The following is a 19,471-nucleotide window of genomic DNA, read 5'->3' on the forward strand; positions in this document are numbered from 1 at the left end:
CCCCGTGTATGTTCCTGCGGCTTAGCAGAGTTCTTTGGGGCATGCGGCAACCGTCTGGTCTTCACTTTTGTTTTGCCATTAGTAGCTGCTATGCCGTGATTTGTAGCCTCCGTTGCCTGGGCAGGCTCGGAAGAAGCAAGGGGCTTAGCACACACCTCCTGGCTGGCTAGCTGGGTAGCCTTAGTGTCTGGAGTTTGATAGAGCTGACCTTGGGACAGCATAGCGTAAACCAGGCGTACCAGCTTGCGTGCTGTGAGCGACAGCGCTCGTTTTATGGGATAGCGAGAAGTTTCATTGACCTTTCGGGTATAGTACTCGCGGTATTCCTGATTATGCTGCACCATAGACTGAGCCGCCTGGATCAGGTAGCAACGCAAGTACGGATTACCTGTCTTGGTCATAGGGGTAATATCCCCGTTAAAGCCGCCGGACTGGTGCTTCCTCCAAGTGAGCCCGGCAAACTTGGCCAGTTGAGCCTGGCCGGGGAAACGAGAAATATCGCCGATTTCGGCAAGGATACCCGCCGCTAGTACGGGTCCGATACCCGGGATAGAAGTCAAAGGCTGCGTGATTTTAGCCAGATGCTTAGCAATGCGCTTGTCCAATCGTTTTAAATGCTTGGCCAAGAGGTCCAGTTCCTGTAGGGTCTGCTTGACCATGAAGTGAACCCCCTGGGCCAGGGCTTTGGGAATAGCGAACGAATCCCGGGCCGCCCGGGAGACCGTGTTAGCCTTATCTTCCACGTCAGTGAAGTGATTGTGGCTAAACTCCGAAAGATAGGCCCTTAACTCATCCAGAGATAAGGCCTCCATGTCCTGGGCCGACGTAAACATCTTCAGCAGGCGGGAAGAAGTGGTCCCGAAGAGGTCCGAGAAAGGCTTGGTCCGTATCCATTCACTGAAGGTCAGGAAGAGCATGGACTGCAGATAGTTCTTCGACTGCGAGGCATGCTGCACCAGGTGGTAGCGGAAACGGGTCAGCCTTTGCAAGGCAAGCAAACCCTCATCTGGCATGTGCTGCTCGGGCAAGTGGCCAAAGCGGAGGCGGTCGGCGATTAGTGAGGCGTCAATGGGGTCTGTCTTATCCACATCAGCATAGGTCTTGCGAATTCCCTGGACCAACTTGGGGTTCATGGCCAGGATCTGTGCTTCCAGGTCGGTAAGACGCGGGTCAGTCCGTAGGGTTTGAAACAGCGGAAACCAGTAGAGGGCGGTAGCCTCCATACCGATAGAAAGCGCGTCAAATTTGGAGTGCTCCATCAGCCCGATCAAGTGGTTCACCATTTGGGCGGTGCCGGGAAGATTATTATCAAACTTCTGGGTCTTGCCCACTGGATGACCGTCACCGTCCATGCAGAATAATTGGTTTTCTTTCAGGCTCACATCAATACCGGCAAACAAGCGTTTTGACAAGTCCATCACCACCTTTTAAAAGTTAGCTGCTTACAGGGCATAAGGGTCCCTGCAACCTGGCCAGCTCAACACCCTCGCACAAATTAGAATTCGAAGAAACAAACTGCGCGTTAGAAGTACCGGCCAGGCGAGGGGGCACACTCTTCAAAAGAAGTCACCGAAGTGCAACAAGGAGGAGTTGTGCTTCCCCTATGTCCAAGGACCATCATGCAGGAAACCTATAACTTTGTAAAGACTTTGTTGGGAACCAGAAATATTACGGTTCCCTTGACGCCTAGAACCTAACTGTATCAAGGTTTCAAAGAACTTTTGTGGGCTACAAGTTAATTCTATACGAGGAGGAGTAAAAAATGGCAGAACAAAAAGTACCAATCGGCCATAGAGGAATCTGAACCCAGCCCCTGCACCTCGGAAGCGAAAGGCCTCACCTGTACCAATCGGCCATAGAGGAATCTGAACGAAAGAGAGTTTAAATAACTTTCTATATGGTCATTTGTACCAATCGGCCATAGAGGAATCTGAACGTTTTTATGACAATTACATTTGCTGAAAATGTTAAGTACCAATCGGCCATAGAGGAATCTGAACTTCGCCTCGCGTCTTCTTGCTCGGATAACACCGCCCGTACCAATCGGCCATAGAGGAATCTGAACTGATCTGGCCGTCATCCCCACCTGCGCAGCGAAAAAGTACCAATCGGCCATAGAGGAATCTGAACTGCACTTCCAGGTGTACTTCAGCCAGAGCCATAAGCTGTACCAATTGTAGATTCTCACATTAAACCGGAAAAACTTCTCACAATAAATTAGCCCAGGATAGCAGCAAAAATATAAGGTTTCTCAGATTAAACCGGTTATAGCCAAACATCATTCTCAGATTGCGCCAGTAAAGGCCCCGACCCATAAAGCAAAGGCCGGACACCCTCTCGAGGGTGTCCGGCCGGGTGACTTATGGCAGTGAATACCAGCGATTTTTGCGCCAGGCCATTACCTCAGCCCGCGCTTCCAGCAACTTTTCTCTAAACACAGCAGCAAACCATGCCGCCCGGTTTTTGGTCGGCGGGTAGGTCCTGGCTTTATCAGCCACCTTACAGATAGCTGCAATCATTTCTGCCGGGTTGCTATCCAGTTCCCCGGCAATTCTCATAGCCAGGGGAAGGAGGTCGGCGAAACCGCAACTGGCAAAATAATAATGCAGTCTATTCATTGCTACCACCTCCGGGGTCTAGATCTCCAGTTCTCTTTGTGCCTGGTAGACGATCTCTTCATCAATCAACCTCTGCTTCTTACCACAGGCACAGAGCATACAGGTAGTAACCAGGTTATTTACCAGGCGGGGTAAGCCGTTGGTGATGCCATAGATCGCATCAAAGGCAGCCGGGGCAAAAATATCCTCGTGGATACCGGCAAGTTTTAGCCGGCTCAAGCAATAATCCTTAAGTTCCTCTGGTTTAAGGCCCTGGAGGAAATACTTGACCGTCAGGCGCTGCCTTAAAGGGTTGTTGACATTAAGGGCGAGCCGGGAACTGATCAGGTTCTGGCCGGCGAGGATGAGGATAAAGGGGTTCTGGGAGTCCATCTGGAAGTTAAAGAGGAGGCGAATGTCCTCCAGGATCTTGTTGGTAGCGAGATGGATTTCATCCAGGACAATCACTGGGATGATATGACGGTCGGCGTAAAGGCTGGTGATAGCCGTCTGGATCTGGTGGAAAATATGAACTTTCTTATGCTTGGGTTCTTCCCCCAGGATTAAAGCCAGGCCCTGGTAAAACTCCAGCACGGTGACGGTGGAGAGGGCGAAATAGCAGGCCTTGTACTGGGCCGGGTTAAGCTCGCTGACAAATTTCCTTAAGGCGGTAGTCTTACCACAACCCGCCTCACCGGTAACCAGGCCGATGCCCCGCACCTGCAGCAGGTACTGCAGGCGGGAGGTGAGTTCCCGCAGGTCCTTGCTTAAGAACAACTGGTCGAAGGAGATCTCTTTGCTAAAAGGGTTAAACTTCAAACCCAAGAACGGCAGAAACATTACGCCTCACCTCCCCTGGCTTCCTCCAGTTTTTCCTTGACCTTCGAGCAGGTCGGCAAAAGAGACGGACGGCGAAGGTTCGGGCCTGTCAGCTGGAGGTGGGGATTCCTCTAGCAGGGCCGGAACCCGGTCCTTATGGGCCGGGCGGCCACGTCCCCTTCTTTTCAGCGTGGCATTGGTAGCCAAATCAACCTGCCTGGCCTCGCCCACCTTTAAACCCTCCCGGTACAGAAGGAGCGGCCGAGCGGGTAAGGTGAGCCACTCCGGGTCGTACCTGACCTCCAGGCGCAGGCTGGCCAGCTGCGGTTCCGTTTCATAGAGAATATTATCCAGGGAGAAGGTAGCGTCATGGTTGACCTTACGCATCACCCGCAGGAGGAAATACTCATCCAGGAGCGCCGGGTCAGGGAAGACCCGCACCCGCTCGGTCTGAGAAAGGAAAAAGTAAGCCCAAAGAGCTATGGATTTTGCGCTGGTAATCCTCCTCCAGCCACTGCCAGAAGGTCAGGTTCAATTCTTCCAGGGATTTAATTTTATCCAGGTCCAGGCGCGGCAAGAAGCGCGTGCGTACCGTGCGAAAGAAGCGCTCAATCTTACCCCGGGCATAAGGGGCGAAAGGTTCGGCATGGAGTAAAGAACAACCTAGACTAGCGCAAACGACGGCCAGCTGGCCCGAACGGTAAACCTTGCCATTGTCGGTATAGATCATTTTCGGCACGCCGCGCTTTAAAATAGCCTCTTTTAAGGTCATCCGCACGGCGGTGTAGTTCTGTTCCCAGAAGAACTGGGCATAAAGGATCAGGCGTGAGGCGTCGTCGATAAAGGCGATGAGGTAAGTCTGCTTTTTACCCCGACCTACCTTAAGGTAAGGGCCGTACATGATATCCCCCTGCCAGAGCTCATTCACCCACTGGTAGGCAAAGCGTTTGATTTCCTTTACCTCCGCCTCGACAGCAGCAGGCGCCGCCAGGTCTGGATGCTGGGCCAGATAGCGGTAAAAGGTGGATAAAGAGACCTTATCAGGGGTAAACACTTCGTCCTTGACCAGTTCATCATAGAGCATGATGCCATTGAGTCGCGGTTTCGCCGCCCTTTTGGTGGCGATTTTAAGGGCCATCTCCGCGGTTATCCGCCGGCTTTTCCCTCGGTCGGAACGGTAACCGGGTTTTAACCCCTCCAGGCCATGGCGGCGGTAGAGATAGAGCCACCAGGAGAAACTCTTGGGAGAATACTGTTTCAGGCCTGAGTTAGGCATCACCACGGGCCTTGCTGCCAGGTCCTTAAAGTACTCCTTCTGATTTGGCACCTGGCCGTTTAGTACCGGGGCAATCAAAGCAAACTTCTTCAGGGCGATCTCTTCTCTCGCTTGAGCAGAAAGCATAAAGAACCACAGCCTCCTTTAGTACTAAATGTTAAATTTTAGGAGGCCGTAAGCGCTTACAGCCTGCAGGCGCCCTTGAGTATCATGATACCATTCCTGATAGCCGCTCCCCAGACCAAAGTTTTGTTGCTTTTCCTTTTCCACCTCCAAGGGTACCAGAAGGGCTCCGTTTATGCTAAAATATTGTGCAGAGGAGCCATAAAAGAGTACCCGTACGCCTCGTAAAACCTGGCGCTGAAGATCTGGATGTGGGCAAATCCAGTGGCCATGAGGCGGAGTACCTTTTGGGCTCCTTCCCTTTTAGCCAGCTTTTCCTCCGGCAATTGGACCCGCGGCAGGAACTGGCGCAGACCCAGTTTGATGGCCGAAAGCCTGGTCAGAAAGCGGCGCAGGTAAAACTGCAGGTGAGAAATATCCCAGTAGAGCTGCCGGCAGCGCTCTTTTAGGAACTTAAGGTAGCCCCGTAGGGAGAAATTAAATTCCAGCACCAGCCTGATGCCGGTAAAGATTAAGTCCACGGTGTACTGGAAGTAGGGTAGGCAAAAGGAAGGCAGATAGGAGATGGTGGTGTGGCAGTAGGGGCAGTAGTAACGCCGGATTAAAATACGGCTGCTGAAATTGGCGGCAATTGCATTACGGTCAAAAAAACCATGTTTTTGCGGCGATACCTTTAGCCGGCAATGGGGGCAATAATCAAGTTCAGGGAAAGGGAAATCCTTACCCTGGCGGCAGTAGTACTCTTCAGGCGACACGGTGGTGTAGAATATCAGCTGCATGGCAACCCCTCCCAGCCAATATTCTACCTGCTTCGCCCTGAAGCTGCACTCCTTGCAGCAGACGGACAGACGGACTAAAACCCATCTATAGTTTAAATACTGGCGTAAAGTGAAATGGGTTTCTCATATTCTCCTGGTATTAACTTCAGATGCATATTGTCCAATTTGCGACCATGGAATTATTTTGGGATGAATGAATATGAGGACCTACAATACGTATCACGCATATATCGAAGGAGTTCGTACCAATCGGCCATAGAGGAATCTGAACTCCCCACTCCACGGTGTTGCCGCATTTGGGACAAGTACCAATCTGGGTCTTAACTGGTCTTGTAATGGAGAGCCAGGTGCGGTGAAAGTCGCAAGCCTGGTTCGGGAAGGGGCATGGGAAAACCGGCTTCAGCCAGGCGTCCCATGCCTACTTCACCAATCTATATCAAAGAACCTACTGAAAGACATTAGGCACTTTTTAATATATTACCCGTCCCTAATGTCTAGTGAGAGGGAAAGAGCGGGGATGGCCGCCCGTCAAACTCGATTTCCAGATGGGTTGAGGCCCATCTTTAGGATAGAAACTATAGCGGATATCCCGGAAGAAAGCATTTCCGGAAAGCACGGGTGGCGGCTGTTATGTTCTGGATCCAGAAATTTGTATTTATAATCCTCCTTGGATGGCAGGAAAAGGACAGTTGCTTGGGGAATATCTTTATAGTTTGCAACTGCGCTGGCAGCCCGGTCATATTAACATTCATAACGGGATATATATTCCGGTATCAACAGGGGCAAACAGTCAATAATTAATGGGGGGATATTGCATGTTACTCTGGCAATTACCAGGACGGCAAGCCGGAAAGAATCATCCGGCTCTGGTATATCACAATCGCACGACTACCTATGGGGAATTAATAGAAAGAATTGGAGCTTATAGCAATCTATTTCATTCGTTAGGACTGCAACCCGGTGAGCGCATAGCCATTTGCGCCCCCAACTGCCCGGAATTTATTTACAGCTATCTTGGGGGTATCCAAGGCGGGGGTATTGTCGTTCCCCTGAATCTGATGCTGACCCGGGAAGAGATTGCTTTCATTATCCGTGACTCCGGGTGTAGTATCCTGGTAATTCACCGGGCAATTATTGACCGCCTAGGTTTAAAGCCCCAGGAGGGGGCGGCCCTGGGCCTGCAACACCTGGTAGTTATAGACGGAACAACTACTGCCAGGGCCCTGGCAGCACCGCCGGCACCGCCGATCAGCACCACAGAGGAGGAGGTTTGTGCCTTCCTTTACACCTCTGGCACTACCGGCCGGCCTAAAGGGGCGATGCTCAGCCACCGCAATTTCCTGGCGGATATCGAGGCCATGGATGCCGTATCTGACCTGGGCCAGGAGGATAATTTCCTCTGCGTTTTACCCATGTTCCACAGCTTTGCCTGGACGACCAGCGTCCTCCTGCCTTTATACCTGGGAAGCACTATTACTATCAAAGAATCTTTTCAACCCAAAGATACGCTGATAACCTTGGCTGAAGAAGGTATCACCGTCTTTTGCGGCGTGCCCTCCATGTATGCCATCCTCTGGCGCCTGGCGGAAAAAGGGCAGTTCAAGACCCTCAAGCTTGCCATCTCTGGTGGGGCGCCCCTGGCGGCGGAGATCCAGCGGGGCTTTGAGGCTAAATTTGCCTTCCCCCTGGTGGAGGGCTATGGCCTTTCGGAAGCAGCACCGGTGGTGTGCCTGAATCCTCTGGATGGCGTACGTAAACCGGGGTCTATAGGCCTGCCCTTACCTGGCATGGAGGTCAGGGTAGTCGACGATAGCGACCGGGATGTACCCCGGGGCGAGGTCGGTGAACTTATCGTCCGGGGTCCCAATGTTATGGCCGGTTATTATAACCAGCCAGAGGAAACGGCTGTGGCCCTGCGGGGCGGCTGGTTGCATACCGGCGACCTGGTCCGCCAGGATGAAGACGGCTATTTTTATGTAGTGGATCGCAAGAAGGATATGATCATCCTGGGCGGCTTTAATGTTTATCCCCGGGAGGTGGAAGAGGTCCTGCTGACCCACCCCGACGTCCTGGAGGCGGCGGTGGTCGGTGTTGGCGATCCGGTAAAGGGAGAGACGGTCAAGGCCTTTATCGTCCCCAAGGAAGGGGCAACAGTGGAGCGGCGCCAGTTACAGGAATTTTTGCGGGAGCACCTGGCAGTTTATAAGATCCCGCGGCTCTTTGAGTTCGTGCCAGAGCTGCCCAAGGGCCCGACGGGCAAGATCATGAAAAAATTACTCAAGGAGCGGGCATAAGGGGTTACTGCTTGATTAGCCACCGGGCCCACTCGGGTCGACACTTTAGCTCATAACATACAACCTGGTTGTCTGTATGGCTATTTAAGGGGCATACGCATGCCGGTATGGGCCCGGATTATAGTCGCGGGTTTTTCCGATGTGTGAAATATGGTTAATTAAGGTGTTCTTTGTCAAAGGGACTTGAGAAGGCATTTTTTTTAGGTTAAAATGGTAGCAGGCGGGAAGAGGAGTGGTCCCGGTGATGGTGGCATCCGAAGCAGCAGTATTACTGGAACGCCTGCGTAACCACAGTATGACTACATACCAGCACTCCTGCAACGTTGGCAGCCTGGCCGGGGCCCTGGCGGAAGGCCTGGGGCTACAGCAAGATGAAGTGGAAGTCATCGCCCTGGGCGGCCTGCTCCATGACATCGGCAAAGCGCAGGTACGGGCAGCTATCCTGCATAAGGCGGCCCGGTTGTCCCCGGAGGAATGGGAAGTCATGCGCAACCATCCGGATTTTGGCGTCCAGATGCTGGCCGCCAAAGAGGAGTTCGAGGTTATTCAGCCCCTAGTGGCCTACCATCACGAGCGCTGGGACGGGCAAGGCTACCACGGGCTGGGAACGGAGGATATCCCCCTGGGGGCCCGGATTATTACCCTGGCAGATGCCTTTGACGCCATGACCTCCTGCCGGGCTTACCAGTATTCCAAGAATTTGCAGGCCGGTATCCAGGAACTGGCGGCCGGAGCAGGTAAGCAGTTTGATCCCCGCCTGGTGGAATTGTTTTTCGACATTATGCCGGAGGTATTGAAACGTAACAGCCGCCGGGCGTCGTAATAAAATTGCTGATTTCTAAAAGCCACCGTAAACCACGGTGGCTTAAATATTAGTTATGGCAGGTAGGAAGTAGTCGCCGGTATGGATGGGGGCCGTAAAGGTTATCTACCCTTCCGGTCCTGGTAGACCCGGAGGAGCTTATTCCCGATTTCCTGGTTATGGCGGGTGAGTTGCATAAGATAGGTGAAGACGCTACCTTCATACTCAAAGTTATCACCCAGGAGGGCCAGTTCCAGGGCACGACGCGTTACGTTAATAACACACTCTTCCTCATGGTTGTCGCGGCAGTTCTGGCACTGGAGCAAAACTTCTACCAGGGCGTTGGTCAGGTCATCCTGGTAGTAAGCCCGCAGGTCGTCCTGGGGCACCAGTTCATGGCCCCGGGGGATGCGGGAGGTATTTTTCTTCCGGGCGTAGGCTATAGCCGTTTGGGCGAAGCCAATGAGGCATTGAGTTCGGTTACATTGGCTGCACTCACTTTCGGTTTTACAGCAGCGATCGATAAACTCTTGCATCCTGTTCAGGTCAATATTGCGAGCAGCCATTATAAAAAACCTCCCTTTTTAATGTTGGAAAACTACCCAGCAGCCTGGTCTCCTGGTATACGTTTACCACTTGGCAAAGTTCAAGAAGTCATTCTCCTCCGATGGGCGGTAGGGATCTAGGAAGCCCTCGGGAGGGAGAAAGGCCTCCAGGCTGACTCGTTTAATGGTATTGCAGAGACGTTCCCGGGGCTCCCCCAGGACGCCGTAGCGCTTCAGGATATGCTCCAGTAGGGCGCTGACCCCCGCACCGGTAATGCTGGTGGCTATGCGGGTGGCGTGGACGGGTTTGCGGCTGCCGCCCCGGCCACCTATGTAGACGTCATAATTATCATTGCTAGTAGCGATAATACCGTAATCGGCACATAAGGGGTCGGTACAGCCGCGGTGGCAGCCGGCCAGGGCGATTTTGAAATCGCAGGGTGTGGGACGATTCATAAAGTGGTCCTGGAGTTTGCCGCCCAGTTCAAAGACGTCGCTTAAGGCCCGCTGGCAGAGGTCCTGATTGCCGGCACAGGCTTTGACATTGCGGACGATTTCGCCGAAAACGCCGACCTTTAACCCCAGGGCGGCAACACCGGCCTTCAGCTCCTCCAGGCGGTTTTCCGGGATGATAAAAATCAGGGTCTGGCGCGTGGTCATCTTACAGTACCGGCACTCCAGGGAGCGGGCCAGATCCCCAAGACCGGCCAGCTGGTTAGGGGTCAGGAGGCCGCATCGGCCGACGATACCAACTCCCAGATAACCGGAGCGTTGTTGAAAGATAGCATCACCCATAGTTCCACCTCCAAGATTAATAGTAATAATTCTTCATAAGGGGAGGAGATTCCTGCTTATAGGGAAAACTTTACCGGGCCATAATAAACTTAAGGATTTACTGCCGGGGCCTCCTGCAATCAATGCTGCGGGTCTGATTTGATTTACAGCCTGAACCCGGCTGTGTATCTATATTGGAAAATGGTAAAGCAATGTAGAGGTTCTGGCAAGAAATCATAGAATAAGTAAGAATTAAGGAGGGATGCAAGTTATGGGCGCTGATAATGCTCCCCTGAGTTACCGCTGCAGCCGTTGCGGCAACACCTTTAAGGCCAACCCGGGTAATCCCAACGTTTGCCCTATCTGTGGCTTTAACTGCGGCCCGGATAAATGCCGGCGATTGGAAGCCTCTGATGAGGGCTATTAAAGTTAGGTGATGGGTTGGCCGGCACAGATGGAGGGCGACTTGGTTTAAGAGATAAGGCCAGTCACCCCACCGCTAAGCAAGGTTGGGGGGCCAGGTTTGTTAACCCAGGCCACCGGTGCCTGAAGGTTGGTAAAGGCCAGGGCCCCATCAGGGGTGGGCCGGCAAAGAAAGGGGCAAAGGGGGGATAGGAGATGGGGACGGGAGAATTGCAGAACTGGGCTATGGCCCGGGGTCTGGTCCTGGGGGTGGCCCCGGTGCGGACCTTCGAAGAAGGCCGGGCGGCCCTGGAGTGGCGTGCCCGGCAGGGCTTCAGTACACCCTTTGCTGCTGGCAGGCCGGAGGAGCGTTACCGACCAGAGCTCCTTTACCCGGAGGCCCGCTCCCTGGTGGTGGTGGCCCGGCCCCATCCCGCCCCCATCCTGGAGCCCGGGCCGGGGCAGGGGGTTATTGCCTGCTACGCCCTGGGACCTGATTACCATGAAGAACTGGGGCGAGACCTGGGGGATCTGGCCAAGCTTTTAAAGCAGTCCGGTGCCCGCCTGGCGGTCACCCAGGTGGACAGCGGCCCCCTCCTGGAGCGGGAGGCTGCCCGCCTGGCCGGTCTGGGCTATTACGGTGCCAGCTGTAATCTGATTATTCCCGGCCTGGGAACGGCCTTTAGCCTGGGCCTGGTTATTACTGACCTGGAGCTGGAGCCCGGCGAACCATTGGCAACAGCCACCTGCCGCAACTGCGGCCGCTGCCTGGCCGCCTGTCCTACCGGGGCCCTCCTGGCTCCTGGGCGCTTGAATCCGGAACTCTGCCTCTCTTATTTGACCCAGAAGCGGGGGTTTATTCCACCAGAGCTGCGGCCGGCCCTGGGGGGCCGTATCTGGGGCTGCGACGTTTGCCAGGAGGTCTGCCCGGAGAATAATCGCTGGGCAGGGGCGATTCCTTTCCGGCCCCGGGCCGGCCTACTGCAAAAGGAGCAGGTGCAAGTCACTCCCTACCGTCAGGATCTGGCTGCTCCCCCTCTAACCTATCCCGACCTGGCAACCATCCTGGCCCTGGATAAGGTCAGCTTTAATCGTATCTTCAAGGGTACGGCCCTGGCTTGGCGGGGGAAGACCGTCCTGCAACGCAACGCGGCCATCGCCCTGGGCAATATGGGCGACCTGGCGGCCCTGGCGACCCTCCGGCAGGCCCTTGGTGCCCCGGTTGCTATCCTGCGGGCCCACGCTGCCTGGGCCCTGGGCCGCCTGGGACCGGCCGGCCGCCCGGCACTGGCCGCCGCCTTGGCTACAGAAGATGATCCCCAGGTCCGCCGGGAGATTCAGGTGGCCCTGGATTTTAAAAACCCCGGTAAAGGGTAATTACCGGGGTTTACTATTGCGGGCGCCGTTTTCTTCCCAATTACTTCAACAGCTTAAAGGCCTCCGGTTCGGCGACAAAGGCCTCATAAAGGGACTTGTTTTTCACTGCAGCCACGGGCTGGGTGAGGCTCGGGGCGGCTATCAGCTTCAGGGCGACAGAATTCTGGTAGCGGGGATTCTTGACGAAGTCACCTTTACCATCTTCACCTTGGAGGTAATAATAGGCTGCCCCTCGTTTTTCCCGGAAGGGGCCGTAAAGGGAAGAGAAGTGGCTTTCAATGAGATTGGCCATGACCAGAGGCTTGTCACCCGGGTTGATGGTCACATGGCCATAGGCGGGGGGGATAAAGACCTTGTCACCCTTTTTAGCCTCAATGGCCATAACCTCTTCGACATCGCCGCTGCGGTTATTCTTTTGGAAAAGGTAAATGGCCTCCCCCTCCAGGACCTCGTAGTATTCAGGGTAGGTCTCGGAGGAGTGGGGTTTCAGGGGATGAAAGTGGCCCACAGTTTTAATGTATTCCCTGCCAATGGTACCGGGTAAGACGACGGTAAGGTCATAGCGAATATCGTGCTGCTGGTAGAGTTCCTGATCATTATCCAAGTATACGCCCCGGTACATATAATAAAGGGGCTGGTCGCTGGGGGGAACATCAGCGTATAATACCGATACGGCGTCGGCCAGGCGCCGGATGTCTGGTTCCGGGGCCTTAACCCCGGGGGCAAAAGTTAAAAGACCGCTTGTTTCGACGGTGAAATGCTTACCTGAAAGCATGGAGGCTGACCTCCTCGAATATTTTTCTTTGCCATTACATACAACTATATCCTAATTATAACCTAATGGTACTAAAAAACAACCCTTGCCAGGTTTACCAGGTGTTAAGATTTCTGCTGGCCGTACATTTCCTGGAAGATTTTAGTTATGATCCGCTTTTCCTCGGCATCAAAGAGCCGGGTAACGGAAAACTCCACCACCGTCGTCAGGGAACCATCCGGTAACTCGTAGATCTCCGATTTGACAATCCGGCCGTAGCCCAGGACCTCTTCACTTTTGGTGACAATCAGGGCTTCCATACCCACTGGATGAGTCAGTTTATGCCCCTGGCGAAAAAAGCCCAGGATGATATTACCGCTGCTGCGTTTCCACAGTAGCAGGTTTTTCCCATCGCCCTTTTGCTCACACGGTTCCTGGGGCAGTTCATCCACAGGCAGGCGGATCAGCCAGGTAAACTCATATTTATACCCCATACCCATCACCTCGCCGCTATTTTTTGCCGATCCTCCTATTATCATTCGGCCTTTTATCGTTTTTTCCTGCTTCTGTCAGTTCCTTCTTTTTTGGTGAGCAACTTCATATTATATAATACTCCCGCAGATGACAGCCTGCTATTTTTACCGGGAAGGAGGAAGAGCCGGTGGAGATATTACAACGATTGGAGGAATACCGCCAGGAAGCGAAAAAACTTCACTGGGAAGGGACTTTCGCTGATTATTTGAAAATGGTGCTTGCTAACCCTAAACTGGCGCGGCTGGCCCATGCTCGTATCTATGAGATGATTGCCAGCGCCGGAGTGGAAGAGGTCGACGGCGTTAAACACTACCGGTTCTTTGAGGGAGAGATTTTTGGCCTGGAACGAACCCTGACTAGGCTGGTGGAGGAGTATTTCCACTCCGCCGCCCGGCGCCTGGACGTCCGCAAGCGAATTCTGCTGCTCATGGGTCCTGTTAGCGGCGGCAAGTCGACCATTGTTACCATGTTAAAGCGCGGCCTGGAGAGATATAGCCAGACCGATGACGGCGCCCTCTACGCCATTAAGGGTTGTCCCATGCACGAAGAGCCCTTGCACCTGATTCCCCGGGAATTGCGGCCGGACCTGCAGCGTGAATACGGCCTCTTTATTGAGGGCAGCCTGTGCCCTGTTTGCCAATTGATGCTGGAAGAAAAGTACGGCGGCCGGGTGGAGGAGGTGCCGGTGGAGAGGATTGTCCTTTCCGAGGAGAAGCGAGTCGGCATTGGCACCTTCAGCCCCTCGGATCCCAAATCCCAGGATATAGCTGAACTCACTGGGAGCATCGACTTTTCCACCATTGCCGAGTATGGCTCTGAGTCCGACCCCCGGGCCTATCGTTTTGACGGCGAACTTAACAAGGCCAACCGGGGAATGATGGAATTCCAGGAAATGTTGAAATGCGATGAAAAATTCCTATATAACCTGCTGAGCCTCTCCCAGGAGGGTAATTTCAAGGCCGGCCGCTTCGCCCTCATCTCGGCCGACGAGATGATTATCGCCCATACGAATGAGGCCGAGTACCGGGCCTTTATCAGCAATCCCAAGAACGAGGCCCTGCAGTCGCGGATCATGGTTATTACCATTCCCTATAACCTCAAGGTTAGAGAAGAGGTGAAGATCTACCAGAAACTCATCCGCCAGAGCGACATCGACGTCCATATCGCCCCCTATGCCCTCCAGGCGGCGGCCATCTTTTCCATCCTCTCGCGCCTGAAGGAATCGAAGAAGCAAGGTATAGACCTCTTGAAGAAGATGAAGCTTTACGACGGCGAGGATATCGAGGGCTTTAAGCAAAAGGACGTTGTCGAGCTGATGAACGAGGCTGAGGCCGAGGGTATGGGTGGTGTTGATCCCCGCTACGTCATCAACCGTATCTCCAGCGCCCTCATTACTGCCGATACCCGCTGCATCAATGCCCTGGATATCCTGCGGGCACTGAAGGACGGCCTGGACCAGCATCCTTCCATTACCAGGGAGGAGAAGGAGCGTCTGATTAACTTTCTCGCCATGGCACGCCAGGAGTACGACGAGTACGCCAAGAAGGAAGTCCAGCGGGCCTTCGTCTATTCCTACGAAGAATCCGCTCGCGCCTTGTTCAACAACTACCTGGATAATGTCGAGGCCTTCGTCAACAAGACCAAGGTCCGCGACCCCATCACCGACGAGGAGCTCGACCCCGACGAGAAGCTGATGCGTTCCATTGAGGAGCAGATCGGTGTCACCGAAAACGCCAAGAAGGCCTTCCGGGAGGAGATCCTAATCCGCTTATCCTCTTACGCCCGCAAGGGTAAGACCTTCGATTTCAACTCCCACGAGCGCCTGCGGGAGGCCATTGAAAAAAAGCTCTTTGCCGATATGAAGGACATTGTCAAGATCACTACCTCTACCCGGACACCGGATCCGGAGCAGCTGAAGCGCATCAATGCCGTCATCGACCGCCTGATTACCCAGCACGGCTACTGCCCGGTCTGTGCCAATGAGCTTCTGAAATACACCGGCAGCCTGCTGAACCGTTAAGCAGGGGCAAGGCCTGATGAGGTTTAATGCCCCAGGTTCTGTGGGTTAACCGCGAGTTAGTGCTGTTTAATGTGAGTTGCTACTCTGGGGAGGTCCATTAGTGATGGTAGTTTTCAAGGAAGGTGAGGGCTGATGACCGTCGAATACAACCTCTCCCGGGAAGACTGGTCCCTGCACCGCAAGGGTTACCTGGACCAGCAGCGGCACCAGGAAAAGGTGCGGGAGGCCATTAAAAAGAACCTGCCCCACATTATCGCCGAAGAGAGTATCATTATGGGTCAGGACAAAAAGGTGGTCCGGGTGCCTATCCGCAGCCTGGAGGAGTATCACTTCCGTTTTAATTACAACCAGGGGCAGCACGCCGGCCAGGGCAGCGGCGGCACCAAAAAGGGTACTGTTATCGGCCGGGAGAGCGCCGGGGGTACCGGCCAGGGACCGGGGGCCGGCGACGAGCCAGGGGTGGATTACTATGAAGCCGAGGTTACCCTGGAAGAGGTCCAGGAGATGCTCTTCCGCGACCTGGAACTGCCCAACCTGCAGGAGAAAAAGAAGCCGGTCCTGGCTTCCCCAACTTACGAGTTTCGCGACGTGCGCCGTAAGGGACTCATGGGCAACTTGGATAAGAAACGGACTATCCTGGAAAACCTGAAGCGCAACGCCTTGAAGGGCAAGTTGGCCATCGGCGGCATCACCCCCGAGGACCTGCGTTTCAAGACCTGGGAAGAGAGGATTCGTTACGAGACCAGCGCCGTGGTCCTGGCTATGATGGACACCTCTGGTTCCATGGGAACCTATGAGAAGTATATCGCCCGCACCTTCTTCTTCTGGATGGTGCGCTTCCTACGCAGCAAGTATCAACAGGTGGAGATTGTCTTTATCGCCCACCACACCCAGGCCCGGGAGGTTACCGAGGAGGAGTTCTTCGCCAAGGGGGAGAGCGGCGGTACCCGTTGTTCCTCGGCCTATCGCCTGGCCCTGGAGATTATCAACCGCCGCTACCCCCCGGCGGACTATAATATCTACCCCTTTCATTTTACTGATGGTGACAACCTGCCTAGCGATAACGAGGCTTGCCTGGAGGCGGTCCAGGAATTGCTGCCCCAGGTCAACCTCCTGGGTTACGGGGAGATTGTTAACCCCTATTATCGCACCAGCACCCTGATGAACGTCCTGAAGCGCATCAAGGATGACCGCCTGGTGACAGTCACCGTCAAGGATAAGAGCGAGGTCTACCAGGCCCTGCGGCAATTCTTCGCCGGCGCGAAGGGGGGAGAAATGGGTGGAACAAGAGTTTAAGGTCCTGGCTCGGGCCATTGAGACCATCCATGACCAGGCCAGGCAATTTGGCCTGGATTTTTTTCCCGTCTACTTCGAACTCTGCCCGGCCGATGTCCTTTATGCCTTTGGCGCCTATGGCATGCCGACCCGGTTCGCCCACTGGACCTTCGGCAAACACTTTTACAAAATGAAGCTCCAGTACGACTTTAACCTGAGCCGCATCTACGAACTGGTGATTAACTCCAATCCTTGCTATGCCTTTCTCCTGGTGGGCAATGACCTAATCCAGAACAAGCTGGTCATTGCCCACGTCTTCGCCCATAGCGATTTCTTTAAAAACAACACCTACTTTGCCCCCACTTCCCGCCAGATGGTGGAGACCATGGCCATCCATGCCGACAAGATCCGGGAATACGAGTTTAAGTACGGCCACCGGGAGGTGGAGATCCTCCTGGATGCCGCCCTGGCCATCCAGGAACATATCGAGCCCCCAGGACCCTACGGCCCTGCTGTAGATGAGGAAAAAAAAGAAAAAGAGGAGGCCAGAAATCACCGTCAGGAAACGCCCTACGACGACCTCTGGGCCCTAGACGGCAAAATAAAGGCCCCCCCGCCGGAGCGCAACCGGAAAATACCACCCCGGCCGACCAAGGATATGCTGGGGTTCATTATGGCCCACAGCCCCGAACTGGAAGACTGGCAGCGGGAAGTCCTGGCTATGATCCGGGAGGAGATGCAGTACTTCTGGCCCCAGATGGAGACCAAGATCATTAACGAGGGCTGGGCTGCCTACTGGCATCCTCGGATTATCCGGGAACTCGATTTGACCCCGGAGGAAACAGTCGAGTTTGCCCGCCTCCACGCCAGCGTCATTCAGCCGGGCCACCGGCAGATCAACCCTTACTTTGTCGGCAGCAAGATTTTTGAGGACATCGAGAAACGCTGGGATAACCCGAACCAGGAGGAACGGGAACGTTACGGACGGCCCGGGGGTGAAGGGAAGGCCAAGATCTTTGAGGTTCGCTCCTGTGAGAACGACATCTCCTTCCTGCGCAACTACCTGACTAGGGAACTGGTGGAGGAACTGGATTTATATCTTTATCAGAAAGTTGGGTCAGAATGGGTGGTGGTGGAAAAGGACTGGGAAAAGGTCCGGGATGGCCTGGTCAGCCGCTTGACTAACTGCGGTTACCCGTACATTGTTGTCGAAGACGCCGATTACCAGCGGCGGGGGGAACTCTACCTTAAACACCGCTATGAAGGGCTGGAGCTAGATATCCCCTACCTGGAGAAGACCTTGCCCCACGTTTACCTTCTATGGGGCCGGCCGGTACACCTGGAAACAGTTATTGATGGCAAAACGGCTGTTTTTAGCTATGATGGCAAGAAAAATAGCCGGCGCTAAAATTTAGCGCCGGTTTTTAGCAGGAATTCCCCAGCTTACGTGGAATAATCTATGCTATATGGAGATAATGGGGGGTACGGGTTTGTACTGGAACGAACGCTACGAGTGTATGCCCGAGGAAGAACTGCGGGAACTGCAGATGGAACGCCTTCAGGCCACGGTTAAAAGAACCTTTTTTAATGTCCCCTTTTATCGCCGGGCCTTTCAAGAGATAGGCCTGGAGCCCGGGGATATCAAGAGTCTTGATGATTTGCAGAAACTGCCCTTCACCACCAAACAGGATTTGCGGGATAACTACCCCTACGGCATGTTCGCTGTACCTATGAGCGAGATCGTCCGTATTCACTCCTCTTCGGGCACCACCGGCAAACCGACGGTGGTGGGCTACACCCGCCACGATATCGACGTTTGGGCGGAACTCATGGCCCGGGCTCTGGTCTGCGGCGGCGCCACCCGCCACGATATTATCCAGAACGCCTACGGCTATGGCCTCTTTACTGGCGGCCTGGGGATCCACTACGGTTCCGAGCGCCTGGGAGCCTCGGTAATCCCCATTTCCGGCGGCAATACCAAACGCCAGGTCATGATCATGAAGGACTACGGCAGCACTGTCCTGACCTGTACCCCATCCTACGCCTTGTATATCGCGGAAGTAATGGCGGAGATGGGGATTAAACCGGAAGAGCTCAAGCTCCGCTGCGGTATCTTCGGCGCTGAGCCCTGGTCAGAGAGCATGCGCCAGGAGATCGAGAAACGCTTGGGCATCAGCGCCGTCGACATTTACGGCTTGAGCGAGGTCATCGGCCCCGGCGTTGGGATCGAGTGTCAGGAGAAACACGGCCTGCACATCTTCGGCGACCACTTCCTGGTGGAGGTTATCGATCCGGTAACTGGGCAGCAGTTGCCCCCGGGCCAGCGCGGCGAACTGGTGATTACCTCCCTTACCAAGGAAGGCCTGCCGGTAATCCGCTACCGTACCCGGGACATCACCACCTTGTTGCCCGGAGCCTGTCCCTGCGGCCGCACCCACCTGCGGGTAGCCCGTTTTACGGGACGCACCGATGACATGCTCATCATCCGCGGGGTCAACGTCTTCCCCTCCCAGGTGGAGAGCGTCCTCCTGGAGATGGGCGGTACCGAGCCCCATTACCTCCTCATCGTCGATCGGGTCGGCCCCCTGGATACCCTGGAGGTCAAGGTGGAGGTCTCCGAAGACCTCTTCTCTGATAAGGTCCGGCGCCTGGAAGACCTGGAGAAACGCCTGCGCCACGAGCTAGAGAGCACCCTGGGCATCAGCGTCAAGGTTACCCTGGTTGAGCCCAAATCCATTCAGCGCAGCGAAGGCAAAGCTGTAAGGGTTATAGATAAACGAAAGTTCTAAGGAGGAGCCTCTCATGGGGGCTGACGCCCCGCCACGAAGAATGAAAATGCAGGTGGAGGCAGGGGCTGGCGGGTACAGGCGCAAGGCGACTTGGTTCAAGGCGCTAGCAAACTCAGCGCAGCCGCAGCGCGGCGGCGGTGAACGGGATGGGGATTGTAACGTAAGTGTTTGTGATAGAGGGTGAGACAGGTTCCCGGAGGGCGCCTTGGCGCGTGAGTATCAAAAGAACGAGAGTGCTTTCGGATCAGCGCGGCCACCTGTTCGAGGCCGCAGCAGGATGACAGTAACAACCATTTATTTTTGGTAGAATC

16 protein-coding genes, 1 pseudogene and 1 CRISPR repeat array are annotated in these 19,471 nt (G+C 54.6%); of the genes and pseudogenes, 8 read left to right on the top strand and 9 right to left on the bottom strand.

Annotated elements, in window-relative coordinates; genetic code table 11:
• The 5 genes and pseudogenes from SDD30_RS09210 to SDD30_RS09230 all read right to left on the bottom strand — a co-directional run.
• A partial coding sequence (locus SDD30_RS09210; RefSeq protein WP_434074631.1) for an IS110 family RNA-guided transposase occupies positions 1-1,412 on the bottom strand: 1,412 nt, incomplete at its 3' end.
• Between the two features lie 365 nt (positions 1,413-1,777).
• Positions 1,778-2,130: direct repeats of the CRISPR family, unit length 29 nt; unit sequence GTACCAATCGGCCATAGAGGAATCTGAAC.
• A gap of 230 nt (positions 2,131-2,360) precedes the next feature.
• Complete coding sequence (locus SDD30_RS09215; RefSeq protein ID WP_434074632.1) at positions 2,361-2,618, bottom strand: hypothetical protein; 258 nt, start codon at positions 2,616-2,618, stop codon at positions 2,361-2,363.
• An 18-nt stretch (positions 2,619-2,636) separates the two neighbouring features.
• A complete protein-coding gene (locus tag SDD30_RS09220; protein ID WP_434074633.1) occupies positions 2,637-3,437 on the bottom strand; it encodes an ExeA family protein in 801 nt (266 codons plus the stop codon).
• 6 nt (positions 3,438-3,443) lie between these two features.
• Positions 3,444-4,818 (bottom strand): annotated as a pseudogene (locus SDD30_RS09225) (DDE-type integrase/transposase/recombinase).
• 170 nt (positions 4,819-4,988) lie between these two features.
• Positions 4,989-5,594 carry a DUF6431 domain-containing protein gene (locus SDD30_RS09230; protein WP_434074634.1) on the bottom strand — a complete coding sequence of 202 codons (606 nt, stop codon included), beginning with the start codon at positions 5,592-5,594 and terminating at the stop codon, positions 4,989-4,991.
• 815 nt (positions 5,595-6,409) lie between these two features.
• Here SDD30_RS09230 and SDD30_RS09235 point away from each other — a divergent pair.
• Positions 6,410-7,888, top strand: a complete 1,479-nt coding sequence (locus tag SDD30_RS09235; protein ID WP_434074635.1) for a long-chain-fatty-acid--CoA ligase — start codon at positions 6,410-6,412, stop codon at positions 7,886-7,888.
• Positions 7,889-8,132: 244 nt separating this feature from the next.
• Positions 8,133-8,711, top strand: a complete 579-nt coding sequence (locus tag SDD30_RS09240) for an HD-GYP domain-containing protein (protein ID WP_434074712.1) — start codon at positions 8,133-8,135, stop codon at positions 8,709-8,711.
• A 101-nt stretch (positions 8,712-8,812) separates the two neighbouring features.
• Here the strand turns inward: SDD30_RS09240 and SDD30_RS09245 are convergent, their stop codons facing one another.
• Together SDD30_RS09245 and SDD30_RS09250 are read right to left on the bottom strand one after the other, a co-directional pair.
• The gene (locus SDD30_RS09245; protein ID WP_434074636.1) at positions 8,813-9,256 is read right to left on the bottom strand and encodes a hypothetical protein; all 444 of its coding nucleotides are present in this window, start codon (positions 9,254-9,256) and stop codon (positions 8,813-8,815) included.
• A 63-nt stretch (positions 9,257-9,319) separates the two neighbouring features.
• On the bottom strand, positions 9,320-10,030 hold the full coding sequence (locus SDD30_RS09250) for a ferredoxin-like domain-containing protein (protein ID WP_434074637.1): 711 nt from the start codon (positions 10,028-10,030) through the stop codon (positions 9,320-9,322).
• A 250-nt stretch (positions 10,031-10,280) separates the two neighbouring features.
• Between SDD30_RS09250 and SDD30_RS09255 the strand changes: the two genes are divergently transcribed.
• Together SDD30_RS09255 and queG are read left to right on the top strand one after the other, a co-directional pair.
• Complete coding sequence (locus SDD30_RS09255) at positions 10,281-10,436, top strand: hypothetical protein (protein ID WP_434074638.1); 156 nt, start codon at positions 10,281-10,283, stop codon at positions 10,434-10,436.
• 191 nt (positions 10,437-10,627) lie between these two features.
• On the top strand, positions 10,628-11,788 hold the full coding sequence (queG, locus tag SDD30_RS09260) for a tRNA epoxyqueuosine(34) reductase QueG (RefSeq protein ID WP_434074639.1): 1,161 nt from the start codon (positions 10,628-10,630) through the stop codon (positions 11,786-11,788).
• Between the two features lie 40 nt (positions 11,789-11,828).
• Here the strand turns inward: queG and SDD30_RS09265 are convergent, their stop codons facing one another.
• Both SDD30_RS09265 and SDD30_RS09270 read right to left on the bottom strand, forming a co-directional pair.
• Positions 11,829-12,563, bottom strand: a complete 735-nt coding sequence (locus tag SDD30_RS09265; RefSeq protein ID WP_434074640.1) for a glucose-6-phosphate isomerase family protein — start codon at positions 12,561-12,563, stop codon at positions 11,829-11,831.
• 104 nt (positions 12,564-12,667) lie between these two features.
• The gene (locus tag SDD30_RS09270) at positions 12,668-13,036 is read right to left on the bottom strand and encodes a hypothetical protein (protein WP_434074641.1); all 369 of its coding nucleotides are present in this window, start codon (positions 13,034-13,036) and stop codon (positions 12,668-12,670) included.
• Between the two features lie 167 nt (positions 13,037-13,203).
• Between SDD30_RS09270 and SDD30_RS09275 the strand changes: the two genes are divergently transcribed.
• The 4 genes from SDD30_RS09275 to SDD30_RS09290 all read left to right on the top strand — a co-directional run bounded on the left by SDD30_RS09275 (position 13,204) and on the right by SDD30_RS09290 (position 19,160).
• Complete coding sequence (locus tag SDD30_RS09275) at positions 13,204-15,096, top strand: PrkA family serine protein kinase (RefSeq protein ID WP_434074642.1); 1,893 nt, start codon at positions 13,204-13,206, stop codon at positions 15,094-15,096.
• A 132-nt stretch (positions 15,097-15,228) separates the two neighbouring features.
• Positions 15,229-16,392, top strand: a complete 1,164-nt coding sequence (gene yhbH / locus SDD30_RS09280) for a sporulation protein YhbH (RefSeq protein ID WP_434074643.1) — start codon at positions 15,229-15,231, stop codon at positions 16,390-16,392.
• Positions 16,376-17,779 carry a SpoVR family protein gene (locus SDD30_RS09285; RefSeq protein WP_434074644.1) on the top strand — a complete coding sequence of 468 codons (1,404 nt, stop codon included), beginning with the start codon at positions 16,376-16,378 and terminating at the stop codon, positions 17,777-17,779. Before yhbH ends, SDD30_RS09285 begins: the two co-directional genes overlap by 17 nt.
• Before the next feature lie 82 nt (positions 17,780-17,861).
• Positions 17,862-19,160 (top strand): phenylacetate--CoA ligase, encoded by a 1,299-nt coding sequence (locus SDD30_RS09290; protein ID WP_434074645.1) that lies wholly within the window; start codon positions 17,862-17,864, stop codon positions 19,158-19,160.
• Positions 19,161-19,471 lie beyond the last annotated feature (311 nt).

The sequence above is a fragment of the Moorella naiadis (nom. illeg.) genome (genome assembly GCF_051020825.1).
In the GTDB taxonomy this organism is placed as follows: domain Bacteria; phylum Bacillota; class DSM-521; order Neomoorellales; family Neomoorellaceae; genus Neomoorella; species Neomoorella naiadis.